The following is a 24,411-nucleotide window of genomic DNA, read 5'->3' as shown; positions in this document are numbered from 1 at the left end:
GGCGCATGAGGGATAACGACATGACACTTGGAATAGGCGTGATCGGCACCGGCATGATCGGGCAGGATCACATTCGCCGGATCACCGACGTTCTGGCCGGCGGCAGGGTCGTCGCCGTGACCGACGCCGACCGCTCCCGCGCCGAGACGGCGGCAGAGAAGCCGGGCGCGACCGTCCACGACGACGCGGCGAGCCTGATCGCCGCGCCCGAGGTCGATGCGGTGCTGATCTGCTCCTGGGGCCCGGCGCACGAGGAGGCGATCCTGCCGGCACTTGCCGCCGGCAAGCCCGTCTTCTGCGAGAAGCCGCTCGCGCCGAAGCAGGACGCGTGCCTGCGGATCATCGACGCCGAGGTCAAGCTCGGCCGCCGGCTGATCCAGGTCGGCTTCATGCGCCGCTACGACACTGCCTACCGGGCGCTGAAGGAGACGTTGGCCGCCGGCAAGGTCGGCGCGCCGCTCATGTACCACGCGGCGCATCGCAACGCTTCGGTGCCGGCGGACCTCTATACCTCGGACATGGCGATCAGCGACACCATGGTACACGACATCGACGTCGCCCGCTGGCTGCTCGACGACGAGGTGGCGCGGGTGCGCGTCATGGCCGGCAGGCGGAACTCGGTCGGCGGCGACCTGCGCGACCCGATCTTCTCGGTGATGGAGATGCAAGGCGGCGTGCTCGCGACGGTCGAGATCAGCGTGAACATCGGTTACGGCTACGACATCCGCGGCGAGGTGTCGGGCGAGACAGGCACGATCGAACTCGCCGAGGCGAACCCGGTGGTGCTCAAGGCGGGCGACGGTTTCTCGGGCCGGGTGCCGGCCGACTGGCGCGAGCGGTTCATCGACGCATACGACCGCGAGATCGCCGCGTGGATCGAGGCGGCCTCCGCCGGCGGCGCCACCGGCCCCTCGGCCTGGGACGGATACGCGATCACCGCGGTCAGCGATGCGGGGCTTCGGGCGGCGGAGACCGGCGAGGCGGTCGAGGTGCATCTGGTCGACCGTCCGGACATCTACGCCTGATGTTCGACCTCGATAATCCGTTCTTCAGGCCGCTCTGGCTGCGCATCGCGATCGTTGTCGTGACGCTCGGCTGGGCGCTCTTCGAGCTGGCCTCGGGCGCGGTGTTCTGGGCCATCCTCTTCGGCGCCGTCGGCCTCTATGCCGGCTACAAGTTCTTCATCGACTTCAATCCAAGGGACGAGCCATGACTGACCTTCTCCGCAAGCCGCACGGGACCGGCGGCAAGGTCCACGACATCACGCCCCAATCGGCCGGCTGGAGCTATGTCGGCTTCGGCCTCTACCGGCTGAAGCCCGGCGAGGTCGCGTCGGAGGCGACCGGCGACCGCGAGGCGATCCTGGTGCTGGTCGAGGGCCGCGCGAAGATCGCCGGCGCCGGCCGGGATTTCGGCGAACTCGGCGACCGGATGGACGTGTTCGAAAAGACGCCGCCGCATTGCGTCTACGTCCCGAACGGCACGGACTGGCGCGCCGAGGCGACGACCGAGTGCACGCTGGCGGTCTGCACCGCCCCGGGTCAGGGCGGCCACGCGGCGCAGATCATCGGTCCCGCCGGCATCTCGCTGACGCCGCGCGGCAAGGGCACCAACACCCGCCACATCAACGCCATCGCGATGGAGGAGCGGGACGTCGCGGACAGCCTCCTTGTCACCGAGGTCTTCACGCCCGACGGCCACTGGTCCTCCTACCCGCCGCACCGGCACGACGAGGACGACTATCCGCGGATGACCTATCTCGAGGAAAGCTATTACCACCGGCTGAACCCGAAGACGGGCTTCGGCATCCAGCGCGTGTTCACCGACGACCTTTCGCTCGACGAGACCATGGCGGTCGCGGACGGCGACGTGGTGCTGGTGCCGCGCGGCCATCATCCCTGCGGCGCCCCCTACGGGCACGAGATGTACTACCTCAACGTGATGGCGGGACCGATGCGCAAGTGGCGATTCGCGAACCACCCGGACTTCGACTGGATCGCGCGGCGCGACGCGTGAGGCGCGCGCCGGGCCGGCCCGAACGGGACCGGAGATGACCTTTCCGACCTGCCTGCCGGTGTCGCGCGTACCCGATCCCGCGGCGGCCCTGCCGCTCGGATGGGGCATCGCCGGACCGGGCTGGATCGCCGAGCGCTTCGCGCACGCGCTGACGGCGCACACGCGGCAGAGGCTCGCGGCCGTCGGCTCGCGCTCCCGCGCGCGCGCCGCGGCCTTCGCCGAACGATGGGACATCCCCCGCGCCTATGACGACCTGGCGCAGATGAACGCCGATCCCGGGGTCGACATCGTCTACGTCGCGACGCCGCACAACCACCATCTCCCGGTCGCGCTGGCGGCGATCGAGGCCGGTAAGCACGTCCTCGTGGAGAAGCCCCTCGCCCTCAATGTCGCCGAGGCCGAACGCCTGCGCGACACCGCGCGCCAGCATGGCGTCCTTCTTGTCGAAGCGCTCTGGACCGCCTTCCTTCCCAAGTTCGATGTGATCCGCCAGTTGCTGGACGACGGAGCACTCGGGAAGGTTCACACGGTGATCGCCGATCACGGCGAGCATTTCGGGCCGGATCACAGGATCATGCGCCCGGACCTCGCTGGCGGTCCGATGCTGGATTTGGGCACCTATGCGGTGGCGCTATCGCAGATGGTGCTGGGCGAACCGGAGGACGTGCGCACAGTGGGCGCGCCTGCGTCGTCCGGCGTCAACGGACAGGTGGGAATGACCTTCCGCCATGCCGGGGGCGCGCTGTCGCTTCTGCATTGCACGCTCCTCGGTCATACGACGTGTCAGGCCGTTCTCAGTGGAACCGACGGAATGCTGACGATGCCGCGCAAGTTCTACGAGCCGGGGTCCTTCATCCTGCAAGCCATCGATCTCACGACACGCCTCGTCCACGACGAAGCGGCCTCGGGATATGCCGGTCTCTGTCACGAGATTGCCCATATCGCGGAATGCGTCGCGGAGGGCCGGTCGGAATCGCCGGTCCTGCCCCTCGAACAAACGATCGCGACGCTGCGCAGCATGGATCGCGTCCGGGAACGGCTCGGGATCGTCTTCGACGAGGAGCGGTCGGCGTGACCTGCGCCGCGCGTGTCGCTCTCAGCTGCCGTGCCGAAAGAGGTGTCGCTCCTCGCGTGTGATCGTATCGAGGAGCTCGACCACTGCCTGCACGCGGCGGGCGACGCGCATGTTCTCGTGCCAGACGGTCCAGTAGGTGCGGGTCACGCTCTGCTCGGGGAAGAGGCGGACGAGGTCCGGGCACGCGGCCGCCATGAAATCGTGCAGGATGCCGATGCCGGCGCCGGAGCGGACGGCCTCGAACTGGCCGATGGCGGTCGAGACCTCGATGGTCGAGCGCCAGTCGCGGAGCATGTCGGCGGCGTAGTTCAGCTCCGGCGTGTAGATCAGGTCCTCGACATAGCCGACGAGCGTGTGGTTCCTGAGATCAGCGAGCGTCTCCGGTCGCCCCGCCCCGGCGAGGTAGGACGTGGCCGCGTAGAGGCCGAGCGTGTAATCCGTCAGACGACGGACGCGCAGGCGTCCCTTTTCAGGGCGGCCCACCATCACCGCGACGTCGGCCTCCTGCTGCGACAGCGAGAAGCTGCGCGGCACCGGCACCAGTTGAAGGTGCAACCCGGGATAGGCGTCGGTGAAACGTCGAAGCCGCGGCGCCAGGAAGGCGCTGCCGAACCCGTCTGGCGCGCCGATGCGGATGGTGCCGGCGACGTCGCCGCCGCGCCGCTGCAGGTGGGCCGTGGCGGACAGCAGCTCGGCTTCCACGCGCTCGGCCGCCTCTAACATGGGCTGCCCGTCCTCGGTGAGGCTGCAACCGCGGGTCGTCCGGTCGAGAAGGCGTGCGCCCACCGCCCGCTCAAGCGCCGCGATGCGACGGGAGAGCAGAGCCTGGCTGACACCGAGACGGCGGGCGGCACCCAGCATCTGCCCGTCGCGGGCCACGGCGAGAAAGTAGCGGGCGTCGTCCCAGTCCATTGTCGCCGTTCCTGCATATCGGATCATCGCTTGCGACGATTTCTATGCAGCGTCGTATAGACGATACGGAGGACGACACCAGAGGAGGACCCCCCATGACAGAGATCGCGCATTACATCGACGGCACGCGCGTGTCCGGCACGTCCGGGCGCAGCCAGCCGGTCACCGACCCGGCGACGGGCGAGAGCACGCGGGAGGTGGCGCTGGCCTCGTCCGCGGAGGTGGATCGCGCGGTGGCGGCGGCGCAGGCCGCGTGGGGCGAATGGCGGCGGACGCCGGCGCTGCGCCGGGCGCGCATCCTCGACCGGTTCAAGACGATCCTGTGGGACCGGATGGACCAGCTGGCCGAGGCGGTCTCCGCCGAGCACGGCAAGACCCACGACGACGCCCTGGGCGAGGTCACGCGCGGGCTGGAGGTGGTGGAGTTCGCCGTCGGCGCGCCGAACCTCCTGAAGGGCGAGATCACCGAGAACGTCGGCACCGGCGTCGACAGCCATTCGCTGCGCCAGCCGCTGGGCGTCGTCGCGGGGATCACGCCGTTCAACTTCCCGGCGATGGTGCCGATGTGGATGTTCCCGGTCGCGCTGGCTTGCGGCAACACCTTCGTGCTGAAGCCCAGCGAGCGCGACCCGTCGGCCTCGCTGCTGATCGCGGAGTGGCTGACCGAGGCCGGGCTGCCGGCGGGCGTCTTCAACGTGGTGCAGGGCGACAAGGCGGCGGTGGACGCGCTGCTCGCGCATCCGGACGTGAAGGCGGTGAGCTTCGTCGGCTCGACGCCGATCGCGCGCTACATCTACGAGACGGGGACGAAGGCCGGCAAGCGCGTGCAGGCGCTCGGGGGCGCGAAGAACCACATGGTGATCCTGCCCGACGCCGATCTCGACATGGCGGCGAACGCGCTGATGGGGGCGGCCTACGGCTCGGCGGGCGAGCGCTGCATGGCGATCTCGGTGGCGGTGCCGGTGACGGACGCGGTGGCCGACGCGCTGATCGAACGGCTGGTGCCGAAGATCGAGGCGCTGAAGGTCGGGCCGGCCGCGGACCGCGCCTCCGAGATGGGGCCGGTGGTGACGCGCGCGGCGCAGGAGAAGATCCTGGGCTACATCGACCGCGGCGAGGCGGAGGGCGCGAAGATCGTCGTCGACGGGCGCGGCTTCACCCCGCCGCAGGGCTACGAGAACGGCTACTACGTCGGGCCGACGCTGATCGACGAGGTGACGCCGGAAATGACGATCTGGCGCGAGGAGATCTTCGGCCCGGTCCTGTCGGTGGTGCGCCGAAAGGACTACGCCGGGGCGGTCGAGCTGATCGACCGGCACGACTACGCCAACGGGGTGGCGGTGTTCACCCGCGACGGCGACGCGGCGCGCACCTTCGCGCACGACGTCGAGGTCGGCATGGTCGGCGTCAACGTGCCGATCCCGGTGCCGATGGCGTTCCACTCCTTCGGCGGCTGGAAGCAGTCGCTGTTCGGCGACCACCACATGCACGGCCCCGAGGGCGTGCGCTTCTACACCCGGCTCAAGACCATCACCACGCGCTGGCCCACCGGCGTGCGCACCGACCCCGAATTCGTCATGCCGACGATGGGGTGAGGGGCGCCCCGGGGATCGGTCCAGTGGACCGATCCCAGCCCCGAACGACGGGACCGTGGCGCCAGTGGCGCCGCGTAAGCCCGGCGGACGCAGGGCGAGACTATCGATAGCAAGGTTCGGCTGACCGCCCTGTCTCGGCTACCGATCGGCCCTGTTACAGTAACACGGCGGCTTGTCCTCCAACTGACGCGGAAGCCATACTTCAGGAAGGCTCACGTCTCGGCCCATACGCGGCGCACCCTCCTTTCGTCCCAAGACGGGCCCGCGCATTTACGGCGGTATCGTTTGTTGGATCGGCTGGGAAATCGTCTCTGGCGTGCTCACGCAGGGTGAGCCGGTGCCCAAGGAAATGGCCTCCTGCCGAGAGGCGGGCCTTTCCTACGGGGCCTACCGAAAGGCGTCGCGCGCGATCGCGGGCAAGGGAACGATCGTCAGTTGAACGCGTGCGGGCATGCAGGTCGCCCCGCGCGAGGACTGGACGCTCACCCCTCCACGCCGACTGGATCATCACCACCTCGGGCTCGCGCTTCTGGAAGATCAGGTAGGCGATCACCCCAAGCGCTACGGCGAGCAGCGCGACCGACATGATCGGCGCGCAGGCCACTATGGACGCGTCGTTGACCTGCGTGATCCCCACGGAGTTCGTCATCATCTCCTCCATTGTGGTCACGAGGAACGGCCCCAGGAATGCGTTCCTGGTTGTGAAGGTGATGATGCCGAGCGCCGTCGTGATCCCCGGCTGAACGGTAGGTAGACTTGGAACTGGAGCGTGGAGTCCCCGACGCCATCGAGTACGACCGGCTTGCGCATCTCCTTCGGCACTGCATCGAAAAACTACCTGTAGACGATGATGACCAACGGCATGACGAACGGCGGCAGAATAATTGCGCCTAACGGTTATTCGACGACGTTGCGCGCCTCCTCGATCCCGCGCGAGCCGAGATTGACCTCGAGGATCATGTCGATTCCCACATCCCGCACCCAGCCAGTGAACTCCATGATGCCGACCTGGTTCATCTCTTTCGACCGCCAGGCGAGGTCGAGCAGCACGGGGCCAATCCTCCTTCTGTCCAATCCCGTCCCCCCACTTGTAGGCGGACACGAAGTTGTCGCCCGGATAGCGGCGCTCCGACGCGTTCTCTCGGACGAACGAACGTCACCCCCACCGCTCGGTCAATGCCCTCTCCGCCGTGCCCCGCAGGACAATCCGAACGATGTCGGAAAACGAAGGAGAGCAGGACGCGGAATCGGCAGTGTCCCTTCGTCTCCGGAGGTCACCAAGGTGCCCTTAACAGCGTGACGTCGGGGCTGGACCGAAGGCGGCCAGCGAGTTTGCAGGAGGATCGTCGCTACCCGAGCGGCCTGTCGTCACCGAAGACGCGGGCCCAGCCGACCGCGATGACGTCGCGCATCGCGTCTTCCGCCCGAGCCGAATCCCGCGCGGCGATCGCGTCGGCGATGCGCTGGTGCCCGTCGCAGATCGCGGCGACCTGCTCGGGCCGCGGCTCCGGCGAGGAGCGGCGCAGAAGCGACAGGAGCGCCACGCCCACGAGCGAGATCACCGAGTAGAAGAACGCGTTGCCAGCCGCGTCGAAGACGGCGCGGTGGAACTCGAGATCCGCGGCCGAGAGCGCGGTCTCGTCCGTTGCCCCGCGCATCGCGTCGACATGGTCCTGGATGCGTGTGACCTCCGCGACGCTGGCCTTCCGCGCCGCGAGGCCGGCGGCGAAGGGCTCGAAGGCCAACCGCATCTCGAACAGCTGCTCGTAGAAATCGTCGCTCGGTTCGCCGTCGAGATGCCAGAACAGGACCTGCGCGTCGAACATGTTCCATTCGTGACGCGGCCGGACGCGGGTGCCGACGCGGGCTCGTGGGACGACCAGCCCCTTCGCCGCGAGCGTCTTCATCGCCTCGCGCAGGACGGTGCGCGAGACGCCGAACCGTTCGGCCAGCGCCTCGTCGCCCGGCAGGAGCGCGCCGGAGGGCGGGTCCCCCATCACGATCGCGCGGCCGAGACCGCCCACCACCCGCCCGTGGTTGCTGCTGCTTTCGCGGGTGTCGAACCCTTTGGCCAGAAACTGCCGCATCTCAGGCCGCGGCGCCGCGTTGCCTTCGGCCGACGTGGAGCAGGCCCTTCTGGAGCAGGATGAAGGCGAGGAGGAGGATGCCGATCACGATCTTCGTCCACCAGCTCGACAGCGAACCGTCGAAGACGATGTAGGTCTGGATCAGCCCCATCGTCAGCACGCCGATCAGCGTGCCGAACACGTAGCCCGACCCGCCGGTGAGGATCGTGCCGCCGATCACGACCGTGGCGATGGCCGTGAGCTCCGTCCCGACCGTGGCGAGCGGGTAGCCCGAGCCGGTGTAGATCGAGAAGACGATGCCCGAGAGCCCGGCCATGAAGCCCGAGAAGGCGTAGATCAGGATCGTCGTCCGACCGACGGCCACGCCCATGAGCCGCGCCGTGTGCTCGCCGCCGCCGAGCGCGAAGATCGCGGTGCCGAAGCGCGTGCGATGCGCGAGGACCATGCCCCCCGCGACCGACAGCAGCATGACGATCCCGATCAGCCTCAGCCGTCCGCCGCCGGGCATCAGCCAATAGGCGTCCTGCAGGAGGTCGTAGAAGGAATGGTCGATCGGCACGCTGTCGATGGTCAGCATGTAGGCCGCACCGCGGGCGAGGAACATGCCGGCCAGCGTCACGATGAAGGGGGGCATGGCAAGGCCGTGGATGAGACCGCCCATCGCCGCGCCGAACCCCGTCGTCACCGCGAGGAGCAGCGCGAAGGCCACCACCGGATGCAGCCCCGTGTCGCGCAGGATCACGGCGATGAACACGCCCGAAAAGGAGATGACGGAGCCCACCGACAAATCGATCCCGCCCGACAGGATCACCACGGTCATGCCGACCGCGACGATGCCGAGATAGGCGTTGTCGGTGAGCAGGTTGGCGATCACCCGCGTGGACAGCATCGCCGGGAACTGCGCGTAGCAGATCGCGTAGGCGATCAGGAAGATCACGATGGTCGCGTAGAGCGGCAGGGCGCGGGCATTCATCGTGTGGCCTCGCTCGCAGTCGCGGGCGTCGCCGGGCGCTCGCGGCGCAGCCGCCGCGACAGATGCGGCGCGAGCCGCGGCGATTGCAGCACCAGGATGATGACGACGAGGCCGGCCTTGATGACGAGATTGAACTCCGACGGAAAGCCCGCGAGCAGGATGCCGGTGTCGATCGTCTGGATGATCAGCGCGCCGAGGAGCGAAGCCGCGATCGAGAACCGACCGCCGAGGAGCGAGGTGCCGCCGATCACGACGGCGAGGATGGCGTCGAGCTCAAGCCAGAGCCCCGCATTGTTGGCGTCCGCGCCACGGATGTCTGCGGCGACGATGATCCCGGCCACCGCGGCGCAGAAGCCCGAGGCGATGTAGACCGTGACGAGCAAGACCCGCGCGTTGACCCCGGCCAGCGCGCTGGCCGGACGGTTGATGCCGATCGCCTCGATCAGCAGGCCGAGCGCCGTCCGCCGCACGAGGAGACCGAAGGCCAGACCGACCGCCAGCCAGATCAGAATCGGCGTGGGGATGCCGAAGAGGTCGCCCGCGCCGAGGAAGGCAAAACTCTCGTTGCTGAAGGTGAGGATGCGCCCCTCGGTGATCATCTGTGCCACGCCGCGGCCCGCGACGAGGAGGATCAGCGTCGCGACGATGGGCTGGATGCCGAAGACCGCGACAAGCATCCCGTTCCAGAGCCCGCAGAGCAACCCGGCGCCGAGCCCGAGCGCGAGCGACAGTGCGAGGCCCAGATCATGCGTGATCCCCCAGGCGGAGGCCGCGCCGCAGATCGCGACGACCGCGCCGACACTGAGGTCGATGCCTCGCGTCGCGATCACCAATGTCATGCCGACCGCCAGCAGCGCGACCGGCGCGCCGCGCTTCAGGACGTCCACGGCGCTTCCGACGAAGCGACCGCCGACCACGTCGACGGCGAGGAAGCCGGGAAAGGCCACCGAGACCAGCGCCACCAGAGCGGCGAGCGTCAGGAGCTGCGGGGCGAGGCGGCGCAGACCCTGGCTCACGCGACCGCCTCCGCCGCGCCGCGCGCGTCCGGCGCGTCGTGCGCGGCGATGGCCCGCAGGATGCGGCCGGTCTCGATCTCCTCGCCCACGAGCTCGGTGACGTGGCGGCGGTCGCGCAGGACGATCACCCGGTCCGAGGCCGCGATCAGCTCGTCGAACTCCGAGGAGATGAGCAGGATCGACATGCCCCGATCGGTCAGCTCGCCGATCAAGCGCAGGATCTCGGCATGGGCCCCCACGTCGATGCCCCGCGTCGGCTCGTCGAGGATGAGGAAGCGCGGGTTCATGGCGAGCCAGCGTGCCAGCACCACCTTCTGCTGGTTGCCGCCCGAGAGGTCGCCGACGGCCTTCTCGGCGTCCGGGGTGCGGATGTCGAGACGTCGGATGTAGTCGTCGGCCAGCGCCCGTTGCTCGGCGCGCGGGATCGGTCTGGCCCAGCCACGCCGGGCCTGCAGCGCGAGCGCGATGTTCTCGCGCACCGAGAGGTCGGCGATGATCCCGTCGGTCTTGCGATCCTCGGGTGCGTAGCCGAAGCCCTCGGCGATGGCCGCGCGCGGCGTGCCGAGGTCGAGCGCGCCCTCCGCGTCGCGGGCTGTGCCACGGTCGGCCGGCGTGCGACCGAAAAGGAGGTCCGCCGTCTCGGTGCGGCCCGCGCCCAGCAGCCCCGCGAGCCCGATGACCTCGCCTTCGCGCACGGTCAGATCGAAGGGCTCGACCTTGCCGCGACGGGCGAGGCCCTCGAAACGCAGCATCTCGGCGCCGCCCGCACGCCCCGAATGGCGGCTCTCGGCCTCCTCGAGCTCGTGGCCGAGCATGTGGTGGATGAGCTCGAGCCGATCCGTCACGGCGGTCTCGGCGGTGACGATGTGCTGGCCGTTGCGCAGGACCGTGAGCCGGTCGCAGAGGTCGAAGACCTGATCGAGGAAATGCGAGATGAACACGATCCCGAGCCCCTGCCCGCGCAACCGTCGCACGACGTCGAACAGCATCTCGGTCTCGCGCGCGTCGAGGCTCGCGGTCGGCTCGTCGAGGATCAGCACCTTGCCCGAAAGCGCCACGGCCCGGGCGATCGCCACGAGCTGCTGCACCGCGACCGAGAGCGTGCCGAGCTCGCGCGAGACGTCGAGATGCCCGAGCCCGTAGCCCTCCAGCATGGCCTCGGCCTGCGCGCGCATCCGGCGCTGCAAGACGAGACCGAACCGCGTCGGCTGCCGCCCGAAGGTCAGGTTCTCGGCCACCGTGAGGTTCGGCAGCAGATTTACCTCCTGGTAGACCGTCCCGATCCCGAGCGCCTGCGCCTCGAGCGTGGAGCCGGGCGAGATCGGCGCGCCGTCGAGCGTGATCTCGCCCCGGTCGCGCGGATGCACGCCGGTCAGGCACTTGATCAGCGTGGACTTGCCCGCGCCGTTCTCGCCCAGCAGCGCGTGCACCTCTCCCGCCGCGAGGTCGAAGCGCACGTCGTCGAGCGCGACCGTGCCGGGAAAGGTCTTGGTGAGGTTGCGGATGGTCAGGAGCATGGGACGCCCTCGCTGATGCCACGGGCGGCCACGCCGACCGGCGCCCCGCCCGCGACGTGCGTCGCCGTCAGTAACCAAGATCCTTGCGGTTCTCGTATTCCGCCATTGGGTCGTCGTCCTGCGTGTAGAGCTTCGACTCGGTCTGGATGAACTTTTCCGGCTCGGTCCCGTCGGCCATGTAGGCCTCGAGCGCGTCGAAGGCCGGGCCGGCCATGTTCGGCGTCAGCTCCACGGTCGCGTTGGCGTCGCCCTCGGACATGGCGAGGAAGATGTCGGGCACCGCGTCGATCGACACGACGAGGATGTCGTCGCCGGGATCGACGCCCGCCTCCTTGATCGCCTGGATCGCGCCGAGCGCCATGTCGTCGTTGTGGGCGTAGAGCGCGCAGATCTCGGACCCGCCGCCCTCGGCCTGCAGGAAGCTCTCCATCACCTCCTTGCCGCCCGAACGGGTGAAGTCGCCGGTCTGACTGCGGACGATCTCGATCTCGTCGTTGCCCTCGATGGCGTTGCGGAAGCCGGTGGCGCGGTCGATGGCCGGCGACGACCCGGTCGTGCCCTGCAGCTCGACCACGCGGCACGCGCCTTCGGGCTTGTTGTCGACGAGCCACTGGCCGGCCACCTCGCCCTCGTGGACGAGGTCGGAGCCGACGGCGGTGAGGTAGAGGTCTTCGCTGCTGTCCACCTGCCGGTCGAGCAGCACGACCGGGATCTCGGCCTCCTGCGCTTCCTCGAGCACGCTGTCCCATCCGGTCGCCACGACCGGCGCGAGCAGGATGCCGTCGACGCCCTGTGCGACGAAGGACCGGATCGCCGCGATCTGGTTCTCCTGTCGCTGCTGCGCGTCGGAGAAGCGCAGATCGACGCCGCGCTCCTCGGCCTCCTGCCGGGTCACGGTCGTCTCCGCGGCGCGCCAGCCGGATTCCGAGCCGATCTGCGAAAAGCCGATCACCTGTGCGGACGCGCTTGTCGAGAGCACGGCCATCGCTGCGCCGAGCATATACTTGTTCATGATTTCCTCCCTTACAGGCCGAGGCCTGACGGGATTACGTCATACAATATGATTTATTACAATCGCCAAGATCGAGGAACGTCAGGCAAACCAGGCGATGGGCATTTCGGACCATGAGCGTGCCGGATCGTCCTTCAACGCCCAAGGCTCGCATGTGATATGCTGCGTGGCTTATCACTCGAGCGACAATCCGGACGGGTTCCGGGTGCGTTGAAAGACAAGGGAGTAGGCACCTGCTTCACCGCCGGACATCACGCAGCAAATCCGTCCTTATATGCACGGAACCAGCGAGACGCAGGTGAAAGACGAACACGGCTGTCAAACCAAGCGCATGGCCAATCGGCGGTGCCGCGACGCTGGAACCGGAGGCATCACGGGCGAAGGGACTGCGATCCAAAAGGTCAACATCGCCGGCGAACTGGCTGCGCGGCGCTTCGACTGGAGACCCTAACGCCCGCGGAAGACGGGGTCGCGACGCTCGAAGAAGGCGGCGCGTCCTTCCGTGTGGTCGTCCGAGGCCATCAGCGCGCTTTGCAGGTCCACTTCCAGCGCCAGCGCGCGGTCGAGATCGCCCATCTGCGCGAAGGCCGAGCGCGTGGCCGCGACGGGAAGCGGCGCCCGGTCCGCAAAGCCCGCCGTCACCTCGAGCGCGGCGTCGAGGGCCCCGCCCGGCTCGCAGAGCGCATCGACGAGCCCCAGCTCCGCCGCCTCGTCGGCCCCCAGAACGCCCGCAGTCAGCATCAGCCGCTTCGCCCGCGCCGCGCCAATCCGCTGCGGCAGCGACCAGAGCAGGCCCAGATCGGCCATCAGGCCCACTCTGCCGAAGACGGCGCCGAACGTCGCCGCGCGGCTCGCCACACAGACATCCGCCAGCGCGGCGAGGGAGAGCCCCGCGCCGAAGGCATGCCCCTCCACCGCCGCCACGACCGGCTTCGGCCCGGCGGCCAGCAGGCGCACGAGCCGGTGCGTCGCCATCATCCGGTGGCGGGCGTAGATCGGGTCGCCGGAGCGCATCGACTTCAGGTCGCCCCCGGCGCAGAACGAGGCCCCGGCGCCGGCGAGCACAAGGCAGCGGCACGCCCCGTCCGCCATCAGCGGGTCGAGCGCATCGAGCATCTCGGCCCGCATCTCGGGCGAAAGCGCGTTGCGCCGATCCGGGTCGTTCAGTCTCACGATGGCGGTCGCGTCCCGCCGTTCGATCTCGATCAACGCCATGTCATGGCCCTCCCGGAAGTCTCGGGGCGATCGCCCCACAGCGTGATCGGGGCGACGTCCCTGCCATGATCCACGAGATCCCGACATTTCGCCGCTAGCTCGGTCCGTCTGAACCATCCGCAGCCCGACCCACCAGCAAGGCGTCGAGCGCGACGCCGCCCTGCCCCGGCGGGCGCAGCAGGAACGGATTGACGTCGCAGGTCTCCAGATCGTCGGCATGCGCCGCCGCGAAGCGCGAGAGGGCGGCGAGGGTCTCCGCCAGCGCCTCCACGTCGCCGCCCGCCCGGCCGCGCACCCCGTCCAGCACCGCGCGCCCCTTGATCTCGTCGATCATCCGGCGTGCCTCGGCCGCGTCGAAGGGCGCGGCGCGGAAGGTCACGTCGCGCAGCACCTCGGCGAAGATGCCGCCCAGCCCGAACATCACCACCGGCCCGAAGACCGGATCGCGCAAAATGCCGAGGATCGTCTCGATCCCCTCCCCCGCCATCGGCGCGACGAGCAGGCCGTCGATCGCGGCTTCGGGATGCGCCGCTCGTGCCCGCTCCAGCATCGCACGTCCGGCCTCGCGCACAGCCTCCGCATCGGCCAGGTCGAGCGCCACGCCGCCGATCTCCGTCTTGTGGGCGATCTGCGCGGAGACGATCTTCAACGCGACCGGAAAGCCCAGTTCCGCCGCCGCATCGGCCGCCGTCTCCGGATCGGGTGCAAGCCGCTCCTCCAGCATCGGGATGCCCGCCGCCGCGAGGATAGCCTTGGCGCGCGTCTCGGTCATCGGCCCGGCGGGCAGCGCCTCCGCCGCCCGCGGCGGGGCCGCGTCGAGCGACGATCGGGCGAAGCTCTCCCCGAACCGGGTCAGCGCGGCCACGGCCGCCACAGCGCGGGTCGGGTCCTCGAAGACGAGGAAGCCGTCGCGCTCGTAATCGGCGACGATCTCGGGCGGTGCGATCGCCGAGAGGACGATTGGCGTGTCCGGGTTCTCCCGCGCCGACCCGACCAGCGCCTCGCGCAGCCCTTCGGCGTTGACCGGCGAGCCCGCCATCGAGGTGAAGAACGCGACGATCGCGTCGTAGCCGCCCTCCGCGAACATCAGGTCCATGTTCGTCCGGATCAGGCTCATGTCGTTGAAGACCTGCGCGGTCACGTCGACGGGGTTGACCGGCGAGGCGAAGGGCAGCGCCGCCTTCAGCCGCGTCTGCGCACCCTCGGGCATCGGCGCCACGTCGAGCCCGTAATCCTCGGCCGCGTCGGCCATCAGCACGCCCGCGCCCCCCGAGATCGTGACGAGCCCGAGCCGCCGCCCGGTCGGATAGACCCGCCGACGCGTGGCGTAGGCGATGTCGATCAGTTCCTCGGTGGCGCGCGCGCGGTAGGCGCCGTGCTGGCGGCAGACGGCATCGAAGATCGCGTCCTCGCCGGCGAGCGAGGCGGTATGCGAGGCCGCGGCCGCCGCGCCGATCCGCGAGCGGCCGACCTTCATGATCGCCACCGGCTTGCCGTTCCGCCGGGCCGTCTCCAGCGCGTGGCGGAAGGCCGGGCCGTCCTGCATCCCCTCCGCATAGGCGAGGATGCAGCCCGTCGCCTCGTCCTCCGCCAGCGCGTGGATGCCCTCGGCCACGGCGATGTCGCTCTCGTTGCCGGTGGTGAGCAGGCGCCCGACGCCGATGCCGCGGATGCGGTTCAGGAAGTAGATGTGGCTTCCGTAGGCGCCGGACTGGCAGACGATGCCCACATGGCCGGGATCGGGCAGACCCCGGTCCAGCGTTCCGGTGAAGGTCGGGAAGAAGCCGTGCGCGGCATCGAAGAGGCCGAGGCAGTTCGGCCCGAGGATGCGGATGCCCGCCTCGCGCGCGGCCGCGACGACGCGGGCCTGCATCGCCGTCCCCTCCGCGCCCACCTCGGCGAAGCCCGACGAGAAGATCAGGCAGCACCGCACGCCCTTGGCCGCGCAATCGCGCACCGCCTGCTCCACCAGCGGGGCGGGCAATGCGATCAGCGCGAAGTCCACGTCCTCGGGAATCGACGCCATGTCGGGATAGGCGGTGAGCCCCTGCACCCTGTCGCGCTTCGGGTTCACCGGGTAGATCGGCCCCTCGAACGCCTGCTTGGTGTAGAGGATCGGCCGCCCGCCGATCCGCGTCGGGTCGTCGGACGCGCCCAGCACGGCGAAGGAGCGCGGACGGAAGACGTCGCGCAGGAAGCGCGGCGCATCGAACCCGTAGGCATCTGGCATCGATCTCTCCCTTCGATGGTCCGCGAGCGGGCGCCCGGTCAGAGCGTCGCCGCCGAGCCGAGCACCGCCGTCACCTGGCTCGACAGCACGCCGCCGTTTCCATGCGCGAGCGCGAGGTCCACGCCCTCGATCTGGACGCCCGGCGCCCGCCTCTGGATCTGCCGCGCGCCCTCGATCACGGTGAAGATGCCGTACATCCCCGGATGCGTGCAGGAGAGCCCGCCGCCATTGGTGTTCACGGGCAGCCGCCCGCCCGGCGCGATGGCGCCGTCCGCCACGAAGGCCCCGCCCTCGCCCTTCGCGCAGAAGCCCAGATCCTCCATGAAAAGGACGGTGTTGATGGTGAAGGCGTCGTAGGTCTCGACCACGTCGAACTGGTCGGGGGTCACGCCCGCCATCGCGTAGGCCCGCGCGCCCGACTCCTTGGCCGCCGTGGTGGTGAAGTCGGGCATCTGGCTGATCTGGCGGTGGTGGGACGCCGCGGCCGAGCCCAGCACATAGACCGGCGTCTGCGGCATGTCCCGCGCCCGCTCGGCCCGGACCAGCACCAGCGCACCGCCCCCGTCGGTCACGAGGCAGCAATCGCGCACGCTGAGCGGGTCGTTGACCATGCGCGAGGCGAGCACCTCCTCGCGGGTCAGGGGATCGCGGGTGGAAGCCTCGGGGTTCTCGGCGGCCCAGCCGCGCGCGGCCACCGCCACGTCGGCGAGCTGCTCCCGCGTCGTGCCGAATTCATGCATGTGCCGCGCGGCCGCCATCGCGTAGGCGGAGATCGGGTAGCGCGGGCGGTACGGCGCCTCGTAGGGCGGCGGCTTCGACGCGGTGACGAGCTTGCCCGATGCCGTGCGCTGGTTCGAGCCGTAGCAGATCAGCGCCACGTCGCAGAGGCCGGCCGCCAGCGCGGCGGTGGCCGAGCCCAGATAATTCACGAAGGACGACCCGCCGGTCATGGTGCCGTCGACGTAGCGTGGCCGGATGCCCAGATATTCCGCTGCGTACAGCGCGGGCATCGTATCCTCCATCATCGCGCAGAAGAGCCCGTCCACGTCGCCCAGCGTCAATCCCGCATCGTCGAGCGCGGCCAGCGAGGCGCGCGCCATGATGTCCCATGCGGTCCAGCCCGGCGCCTCTCCCAGCCCGGCGACGCCCAGACCCGCGATCGCGGATTTCCCGCGTAGTTCGTGCGCCATCGCTCAGGCCTCCTTCGCGTGCAGGACGATTGCCGGGGCGCCGTCGATCTCGCCCACCACCGCCCGGACGGCCATGCCGATGCGGACCCCGGGCGGGTCGACGTCCTCGACCCGGCTCATCATCCGCACGCCTTCGGCGAGTTCCACCATGCAGACGTTGTAGTCACCGCCGCGCTCGGGCTTCTGCCGGACGGTCGTGGTGGTGTGGATCACGCCGTCGCCGCTGGCATCCTGCCAGGAGAGGTCGGTCGAGTGGCAATGCGGGCAGAGCACGCGGGGATAGAACACGAAGGCCTCGCATCCGCCGCATCGCTGCAGCCGGATCCGGCCTTCCGCCAGACCGTCGCGGAACACGCGGTCGGGGGGCGTCTCGTCGGTCACGGGTCTCTCTCCTCTGATAGCGGGCGGACGGTCACGTGGCGGTCCAGCCATACGCAGGCAGCTCGCGCTTGCGGACCTCCCCCGTCGTGCGGACGGGTCGCATCGCGTTGTCTGCGGGGAGCATCCGGAACCCCGTCCCACACAATGCACGCCCGATCATGCCGCGCCTGTCCGATTGTGCGCTCCGGTCGTACCGACCGCTGGCTTCGCCCTTTGGCATACCGCGCATGTGGATGGCGGACGGCGATGGCATCCGGTGCCACTCCACCCGCGCGTCGTACTGCGCGCGCCCGAATGCGGAATGACTCCCCTGTCGTCTCAAGCGGCCATCCTCCCCCTGATGCCAAGCGAAACGCTCGTTCGCTGCGTGAAACTCTGGCGGCCTCGATCGACGTCGTCAACCCGACGCATCGGGCACGGCCATCGATAGGGGAAGGGTCCTGCGCGGCGGTCGATCCGCATGCAAGCCAGCATTCCCGTGGCAGACTCGCCGACCCGCGCGACATCATTGTCGCGCGCTTGACTTACCCGGTTGGCGGCTCTTAGCTAACCGCACGTCGAAACTCGGTTCCGCACGAGCGGAGGATCGTTTCGACGAGATCGCGCGCGGCCCGGGAGAGGCCGTCGCCGCGAACAGGGGAGGAAAGACATGAGATACGCCATCGCGTCCTTTGCCGTGATGCTTACGTCCGGTGCAGCCATCGCGCAGGACTTCGAGCTGCCGGGACAGATGTCCTGGACGGCCTACGACACGGGTTCCGCCGGCTACAATCAGGCCGTGGCCATCGGCGCGGCCTTGCAGGACGCCGCCGGGATCAACCTGCGGGTGCTGCCGGGCAAGAACGACATCTCGCGCACCGAGCCGCTGCGACAGGGCCGGGTCGAGTTCTCCGCCACCGGCGTCGGCGGCAGCTTCATGGCGCAGGAGGGCGCTTTCGAGTTCGGCGCCGAGAACTGGGGGCCGCAGCCAATCCGCGTCCTGCTCGCCAACAACGGCGGCGCGATCAACCTCACCGTGGGCGTCGCCGGCGACGAGGGGATCGAGACCTTCGCCGACCTCGCGGGCAAGCGGGTGGCCTACATCGTCGGCGCCCCGGCGCTCAACGTGAACACCGAGGCCTATCTGGCCTACGGGGGCCTCACCTGGGACGACGTGGAGCGCGTGGAGTTCGGCGGCTTCGGCGCCTCTTGGACCGGGCTGGTCGAGGACGAGGTCGACGCCGCCTTCGCCGCCACCAATTCCGGCAACGCCTACGAGGCGGCGGCGGGGCCGCGCGGCCTGTTCTGGCCGCCCATCGACGCCGAGGACACCGAGGCGGTCGAGCGGATGCAGGCGATCGCGCCCTTTCTCGTACCGAACACCGCCACGGTGGGCGCGACGATCGACGGGACCGACGGCTACGAGGGGGCAGGCTACGCCTATCCCGTCCTCATCGCCACCGACGAGACCGATGCCGACCTCGCCTACAACATGACCAAGGCGATGGTGGAGCTGTTTCCGCAATACGACGGCAAGGCCCCGGGCATCGCCGGCTGGGCGCTCGACAAGCAGGACATGCAATGGGTCGTCCCCTACCACGAGGGCGCGATCCGCTACTTCGAGGAGGCGGGCGTCTGGTCCGACGAGGCGCAGAAACACAACGACGACCTCATCGTTCGGCAGGAGGTCCTGACGGCGGCCTGGGAAGCGCTGCAGGAGGAGAGCCCCGCGGATTGGGATGCCGCCTGGGCCGAACGTCGCCGCGAGGCACTCGGCCAAGCCGGGCTGGACGTCGTCTTCTGATGCCCATCCCCGCGCCCCGTCATCGACGCGGGCGCGGGGCCGACCGGCGAGGTGACCGCGCCGGACGCGACCGCGCCCAACTCCGTCCGAGGTTTGCCGCATGAGTTCCGCACCAGATCCCGATCACGGGCCCGGCGCCTTCGAGCGCGCCGAGCGCGACCGGGTCGAGATCGACGGCGCGACGCCGGCCGAGCGGATAAGCGGCCCCGCCCGCTGGGTCGTGATCGCCCTGACCGTCGCGGCGCTGGCGCTCGTGGTGAACCAGCTCTTCAACCTGCGCACCTTCGGGGTAGTGCTGATCGAGGGGCGCTATCTCTACATCCTCGGCGGGCTGTTCCTGGCCATCGCCTTCCTCGTCTTCCAGATGCGGGGCGGCAAGGGCGGCACGCCGTCGGTGCTCGACTGGACGCTGTTCGCGGCGACGCTCGGCTGCACCGCCTATCTGAGCCAGACGGCGCAGACGAACCTCTCGCAGGGCTGGGAATATGCCGCGCCGGAGACGGCGCAATGGGTCTCGGTCGTCTTCTTCCTCCTCGTGCTGGAGGGGACGCGACGCGCCGGCGGGCTCGTCCTCTTCCTGATCGTGACCGTCTTCGCGCTCTACCCGACCTTCGCGGGCTACGTGCCGGACCCGTTCTCGGGGTTCCAGAGTTCATTCCTCGAGGCGATCCCCTACCACGTCTACTCGGCCGAAAGCTCCTTCGGCATCCCGATGAAGGCGTTCGGCGGCGTGGTGATCGGCTTCATCCTGTTCGGCGCGGTGCTGCAGCGGACGGGCGGCGGACAGTTCTTCAACGACCTCGCCTTGACCCTCGTCGGAGGCTACCGGGGCGGGGCGGCGAAGGTGTCGATCTTCGCGTCGGGGTTCATGGGCTCGATGTCGGGCAGCGTGATCTCGAACGTGCTGACCACCGGCGCGGTCTCGATCCCCGCCATGCGCCGCACCGGCTTCTCCGCGAAGACGGCGGCGGCGACCGAGGCCTGCGCCTCGACGGGCGGCGTGCTGATGCCGCCGATCATGGGGGCGACGGCCTTCGTCATGGCCTCCTTCCTGTCGCGGCCCTATGTCGAGATCGCGCTGGCCGCGGTGATCCCGTCGCTCCTGTTCTACTGGGCGCTCTTCGCGCAGATCGACGCCTATTCGGCGCGGCGCGGCCTGAAGGGCATCCCCCGGCCGGATCTGCCGGTGATGCGCCAGGTGCTGCGCGAGGGCTGGCCCTACATCTTCGTCTTCGCGCTTCTCCTGTTCATGATGATCGTCATGCGGCGCGAGACCTCGGCCCCGTTCTACGCCGTGGTTCTCCTCCTCGTGGTCAACCAGTTCCGCGCCTCGCACCGGCTCGACCTGCACCGCTTCGCCAACATGATCGTGGGCGTGGGCCTGAGCCTCGCGGAGCTGACCGCGATCCTGCTCGGCGTGGGCCTCATCGTCGGCGCCTTCTCGGCCACGGGGCTCGCCGGCACGCTCGTCAACGAACTCGTCTTCATGGCGGGCGACAACATCCTGGTGCTGCTGCTGATGGGCGCGCTCACCGCCTTCATCTTCGGGATGGGGATGACGGTGACGGCCTGCTACATCTTCCTCGCCGTGGTCCTCGCCCCCGCGCTCGAGGCGGGCGGGCTGAACCAACTCGCCGCGCATCTCTTCATCCTCTACTGGGGCATGGTCAGCTACATCACGCCCCCCGTCGCGCTCGGCGCCTTCGCGGCCTCGACGATGGCGGGCTCGAACCCGATCGCCACCGGGTTCGAGGCGATGCGTCTGGGCGGCGTCATCTACATCGCGCCGTTCTTCTTCGTGCTGAACCCGGCGCTGATCGGCCAGGCCCCGGCCGTCGAGGTGACGGTGGCCGTCACCTGCGCGCTGATCGGCGTCGCGCTCATCTCGATGGCGCTGCAGGGCTACGTCAGCCTCGTCGGCCCCCTTCGCGGGCGGGCGGGCCTGCCGCTCCGGGGGCTTCTCTTCTTCGGCGGCCTGTTCATCGCGGCGCCGAAGACGGAGCTTCTGCCGCTGGGCTACGCCGCCTCCTTCGGGATCGGCCTCGTCCTCTCCGCCCTGCCCCTCGTCGTGGCCTGGCGCAGCGAGCATACGCCGCCGGGCCCGAAATCCGACGCCGAAAGGATACGTGCATGACCGACCCCCGCGAGACCGTGACGCTGGAAATCGAAGGGCCGGTCGCGCTGATCGCTTTCGACAACCCCCCGGTCAACGCCGCCTCGCACGCGCTGCGTGAAGGTCTGGCAACGTGTTTGGATCGCGCGCTGGCGGATGCCGAGGTGCAGGTGATCGTGCTTTACGGACGCGGCCGCGCCTTCATCGCGGGCGCCGACATCCGCGAGTTCGGCAAGCCCCCGCGGGCGCCGATCCTGCGCGACCTCGTGCATCGGCTCGAAGCGCTTGAGAAGCCGGTGATCTCGGTCCTCCACGGCGTGGCGCTCGGCGGCGGGCTGGAGGTCGCGCTCGCCACCCATGCCCGCGTGGGCATCGCCGGGCTGCGCGTCGGCCTGCCCGAGGTGGCGCTCGGCATCCTTCCCGGCGCGGGCGGCACGCAACGGGCACCACGCCTCGTCGGCATCCCGGCGGCGATCGAGATGATCACGAGCGGCCGTCACGTCCCCGCTGAGGAGGCGCTGGAGCTTGGCCTGATCGATCGGCTGGAGACGGGCGACCCGCGCGGCGTGGCACTCGCGGCGGCGCGTGACGTGCTGGAGGGCCGGCTCCCCACCCGCCGCGTGGGCGAGATCGAGGTCGCGGCCGCCCCCGAGGCCATCGAGATGGCGAAGGAGAGGATCGCCGCGAAATCGCCGCATCTGTTTTCCCCCGTCAGTTGCGTCGAGGCCATCGCGGCCAGCAGCCGACCGATCGACGAGGGCATGGCCGAGGAACGGCGACTGTTCCAGCAATGCCTCGACTCTCCGCAGCGCGCGGGCCTGATCCACGCCTTCTTCGCGGAGCGCGCGACGACGAAGATCCCCGAAGCCGATGCCACGCCCCGCGAACTCGGCCGGATCGGCGTGATCGGCGGCGGCACGATGGGCTCCGGCATCGCCACGGCGGCGCTGCTCGCGGGCTGCGAGGTGCGCCTGAACGAGCGCGACGCCGAGGCGTTGGAGCGCGGTCGCGCGACGGTCGCGAAAAATCTCGACGGCGCGGTGAAGCGCGGCAAGCTCGCCGCGGAGAAGCGTGACGCGGCCGAGGGCCGGCTCGCGGCCTCCACCGCGCTCGAAGACTTCGCCGATGTCGATCTGGTGATCGAGGCCGTCTACGAGGACATGGACGTCAAGAAGGCGATCTTCCGCACGCTCGACGGCATCTGCCGGCCCGGCGCGGTGCTGGCGACCAACACCTCCTACCTCGACATCGACGCGATCGCCGCCGAGACCGGCCGGCCGGAGGACGTGATCGGCCTGCACTTCTTCTCGCCCGCCCACGTGATGCGCCTGCTCGAGGTGGTGGTCGCCGACAGGACCGCCCCGGAGGTGGTGGCGACCGGGTTCGAGCTCGCGAAGCGGCTGAAGAAGGTGCCGGTCCGTGCCGGGGTCTGCGACGGCTTCATCGGCAACCGCATCCTCACGCATTACCGCAAGGCCGCCGACTACCTCGTCCTCGACGGTGCCAGTCCCGAACAGGTTGACGACGCGCTCGAGGGGTTCGGATTCGCGATGGGCCCGTTCCGCGTGGCCGACCTCGCCGGCGGCGACATCGGCTGGGCGACCCGCAAGCGGCGCGCGCCGACCCGGCCGGCGGAGGAGCGCTACTCGGAGATCCCCGACCGCATTGCCGAGCGGGGCTGGTTCGGCCGCAAGACCGGTCGCGGCTACTACGACTATTCCGGCGACGCCCCCGTGCCCACGCCCGAAGTGGCGGAGATCGTCGCCGCCGAGCGCGACCGCGCCGGCGTCACACCGCGCGACTTCACCGACGAGGTGATCGTGGAGCGCTACATGACGGCGATGGTGTCGGAAGCGGTGCGCGTCCTCGAGGGCGGGATCGCGCGGCGGCCCATCGACATCGACGCGACCTTCCTGTTCGGCTACGGCTTCCCGCGCTTCCGCGGCGGGCCGATGCATTACGCCGACACCGTGGGTGCTGCCGAACTCGTCGCCCGCATCGAGCGCTACGCCACCGACGATCCCCATTTCTGGCAGGTTCCCGATATGCTGCGCCGCATGGCGCGGGACGGCGCGACCTTCGCCGAGCTGAACGAGGAGGCCTGACATGGACCTTTCATTCTCCCCCGAGGAGGAGGCTTTCCGCGCCGAGGTGCGGCAATTCCTGGCCGAGGAGCTTCCCGAGGATATCGCCCGGCGGAACCGCGAGGGCCGCGAGCTCGAGAAGGCCGACATGGACCGCTGGCACGCGATCCTGAACGCGCGCGGCTGGCTCGCCGTGACCTGGCCCGAGGAATACGGTGGCACCGGCTGGACGCCCGTGCAGCGCCATATCTTCGAGGAGGAATGCGCCCGCGCCTCCGCGCCCCGCACGCTGTCCTTCGGGCTGGCCATGCTCGGGCCGGTGCTCATCAAGTTCGGCACCGAGGCGCAGAAGGCCGAGCTGCTGCCTCGCATCCTCGACGGTCGCGACTGGTGGTGCCAGGGCTATTCCGAGCCGGGCGCCGGCTCCGACCTCGCGGGCCTCAAGACCCGGGCGGAGCGCGACGGCGACGATTACGTCATCAATGGACAGAAGACCTGGACGACGCTGGGCCAGCACGCGAACCGCATCTTCTGCCTCGTGCGGACCGACCCCGACGCCAAGAAGCAGGCGGGGATCAGTTTCGTCCTGGCCGATCTCGACACGCCCGGCATCGAGATGCGCCCGATCCGCCTGATCGAGGGCGGGCACGAGGTCAACGAGGTGTTCTTCACCGATGCCCGCGTGCCGGTCGCGAACCGGGTGGGCGAGGAGAACCAGGGCTGGACCATCGCCAAGTACCTGTTGACGCACGAGCGCACGAACATCGCCGGCGTCGGCTTCTCCATCCAGGCCTTCGAGAATCTGTGCGCGCTGTCCCGCAAGAGCCGCCGGAACGGCCGCCGCATGATCGACGACCCGCTCTTCGCGGCCCGGCTCGCGCGGATCGAGATCGACCTCGAGGCGATGAAGATCACCAACCTGCGTATGCTGTCGGACGCCACGAAGAACGGCCAGCCCGGCCCCGAGAGCTCCATGCTCAAGGTGAAGGGGACGGTGATCCGGCAGGCGCTCAACGACCTGAGCCGCCGGGCGCTCGGCCCCGCGGCGGCGCCGTTCCCGTCCGAGGATTTGGAGGGCAACGCCGCGCTCGTCGATCCCGATCAGGCGGCCAATGCCGCGCGCTACTTCAACAACCGCAAGATCTCGATCTATGGCGGGTCGAACGAGATCCAGAAGAACATCCTTGCCAAGACCATGCTGGGACTCTGACA

21 protein-coding genes are annotated in these 24,411 nt (G+C 69.5%); 10 read left to right on the top strand and 11 right to left on the bottom strand.

What is annotated here, in order from left to right; translation table 11 throughout:
* Positions 1-20 precede the first annotated feature (20 nt).
* The 4 genes from Q1A87_RS11315 to Q1A87_RS11300 are packed head-to-tail and all read left to right on the top strand — an operon-like array spanning position 21 to position 3,091.
* Positions 21-1,025: a Gfo/Idh/MocA family oxidoreductase gene (locus Q1A87_RS11315; protein WP_299651297.1), complete on the top strand. Its 1,005-nt coding sequence runs from the start codon at positions 21-23 to the stop codon at positions 1,023-1,025.
* Positions 1,025-1,213 (top strand): DUF3329 domain-containing protein, encoded by a 189-nt coding sequence (locus tag Q1A87_RS11310; RefSeq protein WP_299651294.1) that lies wholly within the window; start codon positions 1,025-1,027, stop codon positions 1,211-1,213. Before Q1A87_RS11315 ends, Q1A87_RS11310 begins: the two co-directional genes overlap by 1 nt.
* Positions 1,210-2,016 (top strand): 5-deoxy-glucuronate isomerase, encoded by an 807-nt coding sequence (gene iolB, locus Q1A87_RS11305; RefSeq protein WP_299651291.1) that lies wholly within the window; start codon positions 1,210-1,212, stop codon positions 2,014-2,016. Before Q1A87_RS11310 ends, iolB begins: the two co-directional genes overlap by 4 nt.
* Before the next feature lie 34 nt (positions 2,017-2,050).
* Positions 2,051-3,091 carry a Gfo/Idh/MocA family oxidoreductase gene (locus Q1A87_RS11300; protein ID WP_299651288.1) on the top strand — a complete coding sequence of 347 codons (1,041 nt, stop codon included), beginning with the start codon at positions 2,051-2,053 and terminating at the stop codon, positions 3,089-3,091.
* Positions 3,092-3,112: 21 nt separating this feature from the next.
* Here the strand turns inward: Q1A87_RS11300 and Q1A87_RS11295 are convergent, their stop codons facing one another.
* On the bottom strand, positions 3,113-4,003 hold the full coding sequence (locus Q1A87_RS11295) for a LysR family transcriptional regulator (protein WP_299651285.1): 891 nt from the start codon (positions 4,001-4,003) through the stop codon (positions 3,113-3,115).
* A gap of 95 nt (positions 4,004-4,098) precedes the next feature.
* On the opposite strand from Q1A87_RS11295, the gene Q1A87_RS11290 reads away from it, so the two are divergent.
* Both Q1A87_RS11290 and Q1A87_RS11285 read left to right on the top strand, forming a co-directional pair.
* Positions 4,099-5,598 carry a CoA-acylating methylmalonate-semialdehyde dehydrogenase gene (locus tag Q1A87_RS11290; protein ID WP_299651282.1) on the top strand — a complete coding sequence of 500 codons (1,500 nt, stop codon included), beginning with the start codon at positions 4,099-4,101 and terminating at the stop codon, positions 5,596-5,598.
* A gap of 584 nt (positions 5,599-6,182) precedes the next feature.
* Positions 6,183-6,341 (top strand): hypothetical protein, encoded by a 159-nt coding sequence (locus tag Q1A87_RS11285; RefSeq protein ID WP_299651279.1) that lies wholly within the window; start codon positions 6,183-6,185, stop codon positions 6,339-6,341.
* Between the two features lie 154 nt (positions 6,342-6,495).
* On the opposite strand, the gene Q1A87_RS11280 is transcribed toward Q1A87_RS11285, so the two are convergent.
* From Q1A87_RS11280 to Q1A87_RS11235, 10 genes are all read right to left on the bottom strand, one after another.
* Entirely contained in the window at positions 6,496-6,648 is a 153-nt protein-coding gene (locus Q1A87_RS11280) for a hypothetical protein (protein WP_299651276.1), read from the bottom strand.
* Positions 6,649-6,947: 299 nt separating this feature from the next.
* Positions 6,948-7,685, bottom strand: a complete 738-nt coding sequence (locus tag Q1A87_RS11275) for a FadR/GntR family transcriptional regulator (protein WP_299651273.1) — start codon at positions 7,683-7,685, stop codon at positions 6,948-6,950.
* Position 7,686: 1 nt separating this feature from the next.
* Complete coding sequence (gene yjfF / locus Q1A87_RS11270; protein WP_299651270.1) at positions 7,687-8,658, bottom strand: galactofuranose ABC transporter, permease protein YjfF; 972 nt, start codon at positions 8,656-8,658, stop codon at positions 7,687-7,689.
* The gene (locus tag Q1A87_RS11265) at positions 8,655-9,674 is read right to left on the bottom strand and encodes an ABC transporter permease (protein ID WP_299651267.1); all 1,020 of its coding nucleotides are present in this window, start codon (positions 9,672-9,674) and stop codon (positions 8,655-8,657) included. The genes yjfF and Q1A87_RS11265 overlap by 4 nt, the downstream gene beginning before the upstream one ends.
* Positions 9,671-11,191 (bottom strand): sugar ABC transporter ATP-binding protein, encoded by a 1,521-nt coding sequence (locus Q1A87_RS11260; protein WP_299651265.1) that lies wholly within the window; start codon positions 11,189-11,191, stop codon positions 9,671-9,673. The genes Q1A87_RS11265 and Q1A87_RS11260 overlap by 4 nt, the downstream gene beginning before the upstream one ends.
* A 67-nt stretch (positions 11,192-11,258) precedes the next feature.
* Entirely contained in the window at positions 11,259-12,203 is a 945-nt protein-coding gene (ytfQ, locus tag Q1A87_RS11255) for a galactofuranose ABC transporter, galactofuranose-binding protein YtfQ (protein WP_299651263.1), read from the bottom strand.
* A 447-nt stretch (positions 12,204-12,650) separates the two neighbouring features.
* A complete protein-coding gene (locus Q1A87_RS11250) occupies positions 12,651-13,418 on the bottom strand; it encodes an enoyl-CoA hydratase/isomerase family protein (protein WP_299651260.1) in 768 nt (255 codons plus the stop codon).
* Between the two features lie 94 nt (positions 13,419-13,512).
* On the bottom strand, positions 13,513-15,648 hold the full coding sequence (locus Q1A87_RS11245; RefSeq protein ID WP_299651257.1) for an acetate--CoA ligase family protein: 2,136 nt from the start codon (positions 15,646-15,648) through the stop codon (positions 13,513-13,515).
* 38 nt (positions 15,649-15,686) lie between these two features.
* Complete coding sequence (locus Q1A87_RS11240) at positions 15,687-16,838, bottom strand: thiolase (protein ID WP_299651254.1); 1,152 nt, start codon at positions 16,836-16,838, stop codon at positions 15,687-15,689.
* A 3-nt stretch (positions 16,839-16,841) separates the two neighbouring features.
* A complete protein-coding gene (locus tag Q1A87_RS11235) occupies positions 16,842-17,219 on the bottom strand; it encodes a Zn-ribbon domain-containing OB-fold protein (RefSeq protein WP_299651251.1) in 378 nt (125 codons plus the stop codon).
* A 649-nt stretch (positions 17,220-17,868) separates the two neighbouring features.
* On the opposite strand from Q1A87_RS11235, the gene Q1A87_RS11230 reads away from it, so the two are divergent.
* The 4 genes from Q1A87_RS11230 (at position 17,869) to Q1A87_RS11215 (ending at position 24,409) form a co-directional block, all read left to right on the top strand.
* Complete coding sequence (locus Q1A87_RS11230; protein WP_299651248.1) at positions 17,869-19,002, top strand: TAXI family TRAP transporter solute-binding subunit; 1,134 nt, start codon at positions 17,869-17,871, stop codon at positions 19,000-19,002.
* A 100-nt stretch (positions 19,003-19,102) separates the two neighbouring features.
* Positions 19,103-21,136 (top strand): TRAP transporter fused permease subunit, encoded by a 2,034-nt coding sequence (locus Q1A87_RS11225; protein ID WP_299651245.1) that lies wholly within the window; start codon positions 19,103-19,105, stop codon positions 21,134-21,136.
* Positions 21,133-23,220, top strand: coding sequence for a 3-hydroxyacyl-CoA dehydrogenase NAD-binding domain-containing protein (locus tag Q1A87_RS11220; protein ID WP_299651242.1), 2,088 nt, complete (start codon positions 21,133-21,135; stop codon positions 23,218-23,220). The genes Q1A87_RS11225 and Q1A87_RS11220 overlap by 4 nt, the downstream gene beginning before the upstream one ends.
* A 1-nt stretch (position 23,221) precedes the next feature.
* Positions 23,222-24,409, top strand: coding sequence for an acyl-CoA dehydrogenase family protein (locus Q1A87_RS11215; RefSeq protein WP_299651239.1), 1,188 nt, complete (start codon positions 23,222-23,224; stop codon positions 24,407-24,409).
* Positions 24,410-24,411: the final 2 nt, after the last annotated feature.

Source organism: uncultured Jannaschia sp., assembly GCF_947494055.1.
Lineage (GTDB): Bacteria > Pseudomonadota > Alphaproteobacteria > Rhodobacterales > Rhodobacteraceae > Jannaschia.
Note: the sequence above shows the minus strand (reverse complement) of the source record. Positions and strands in the feature narration are given on the sequence as shown.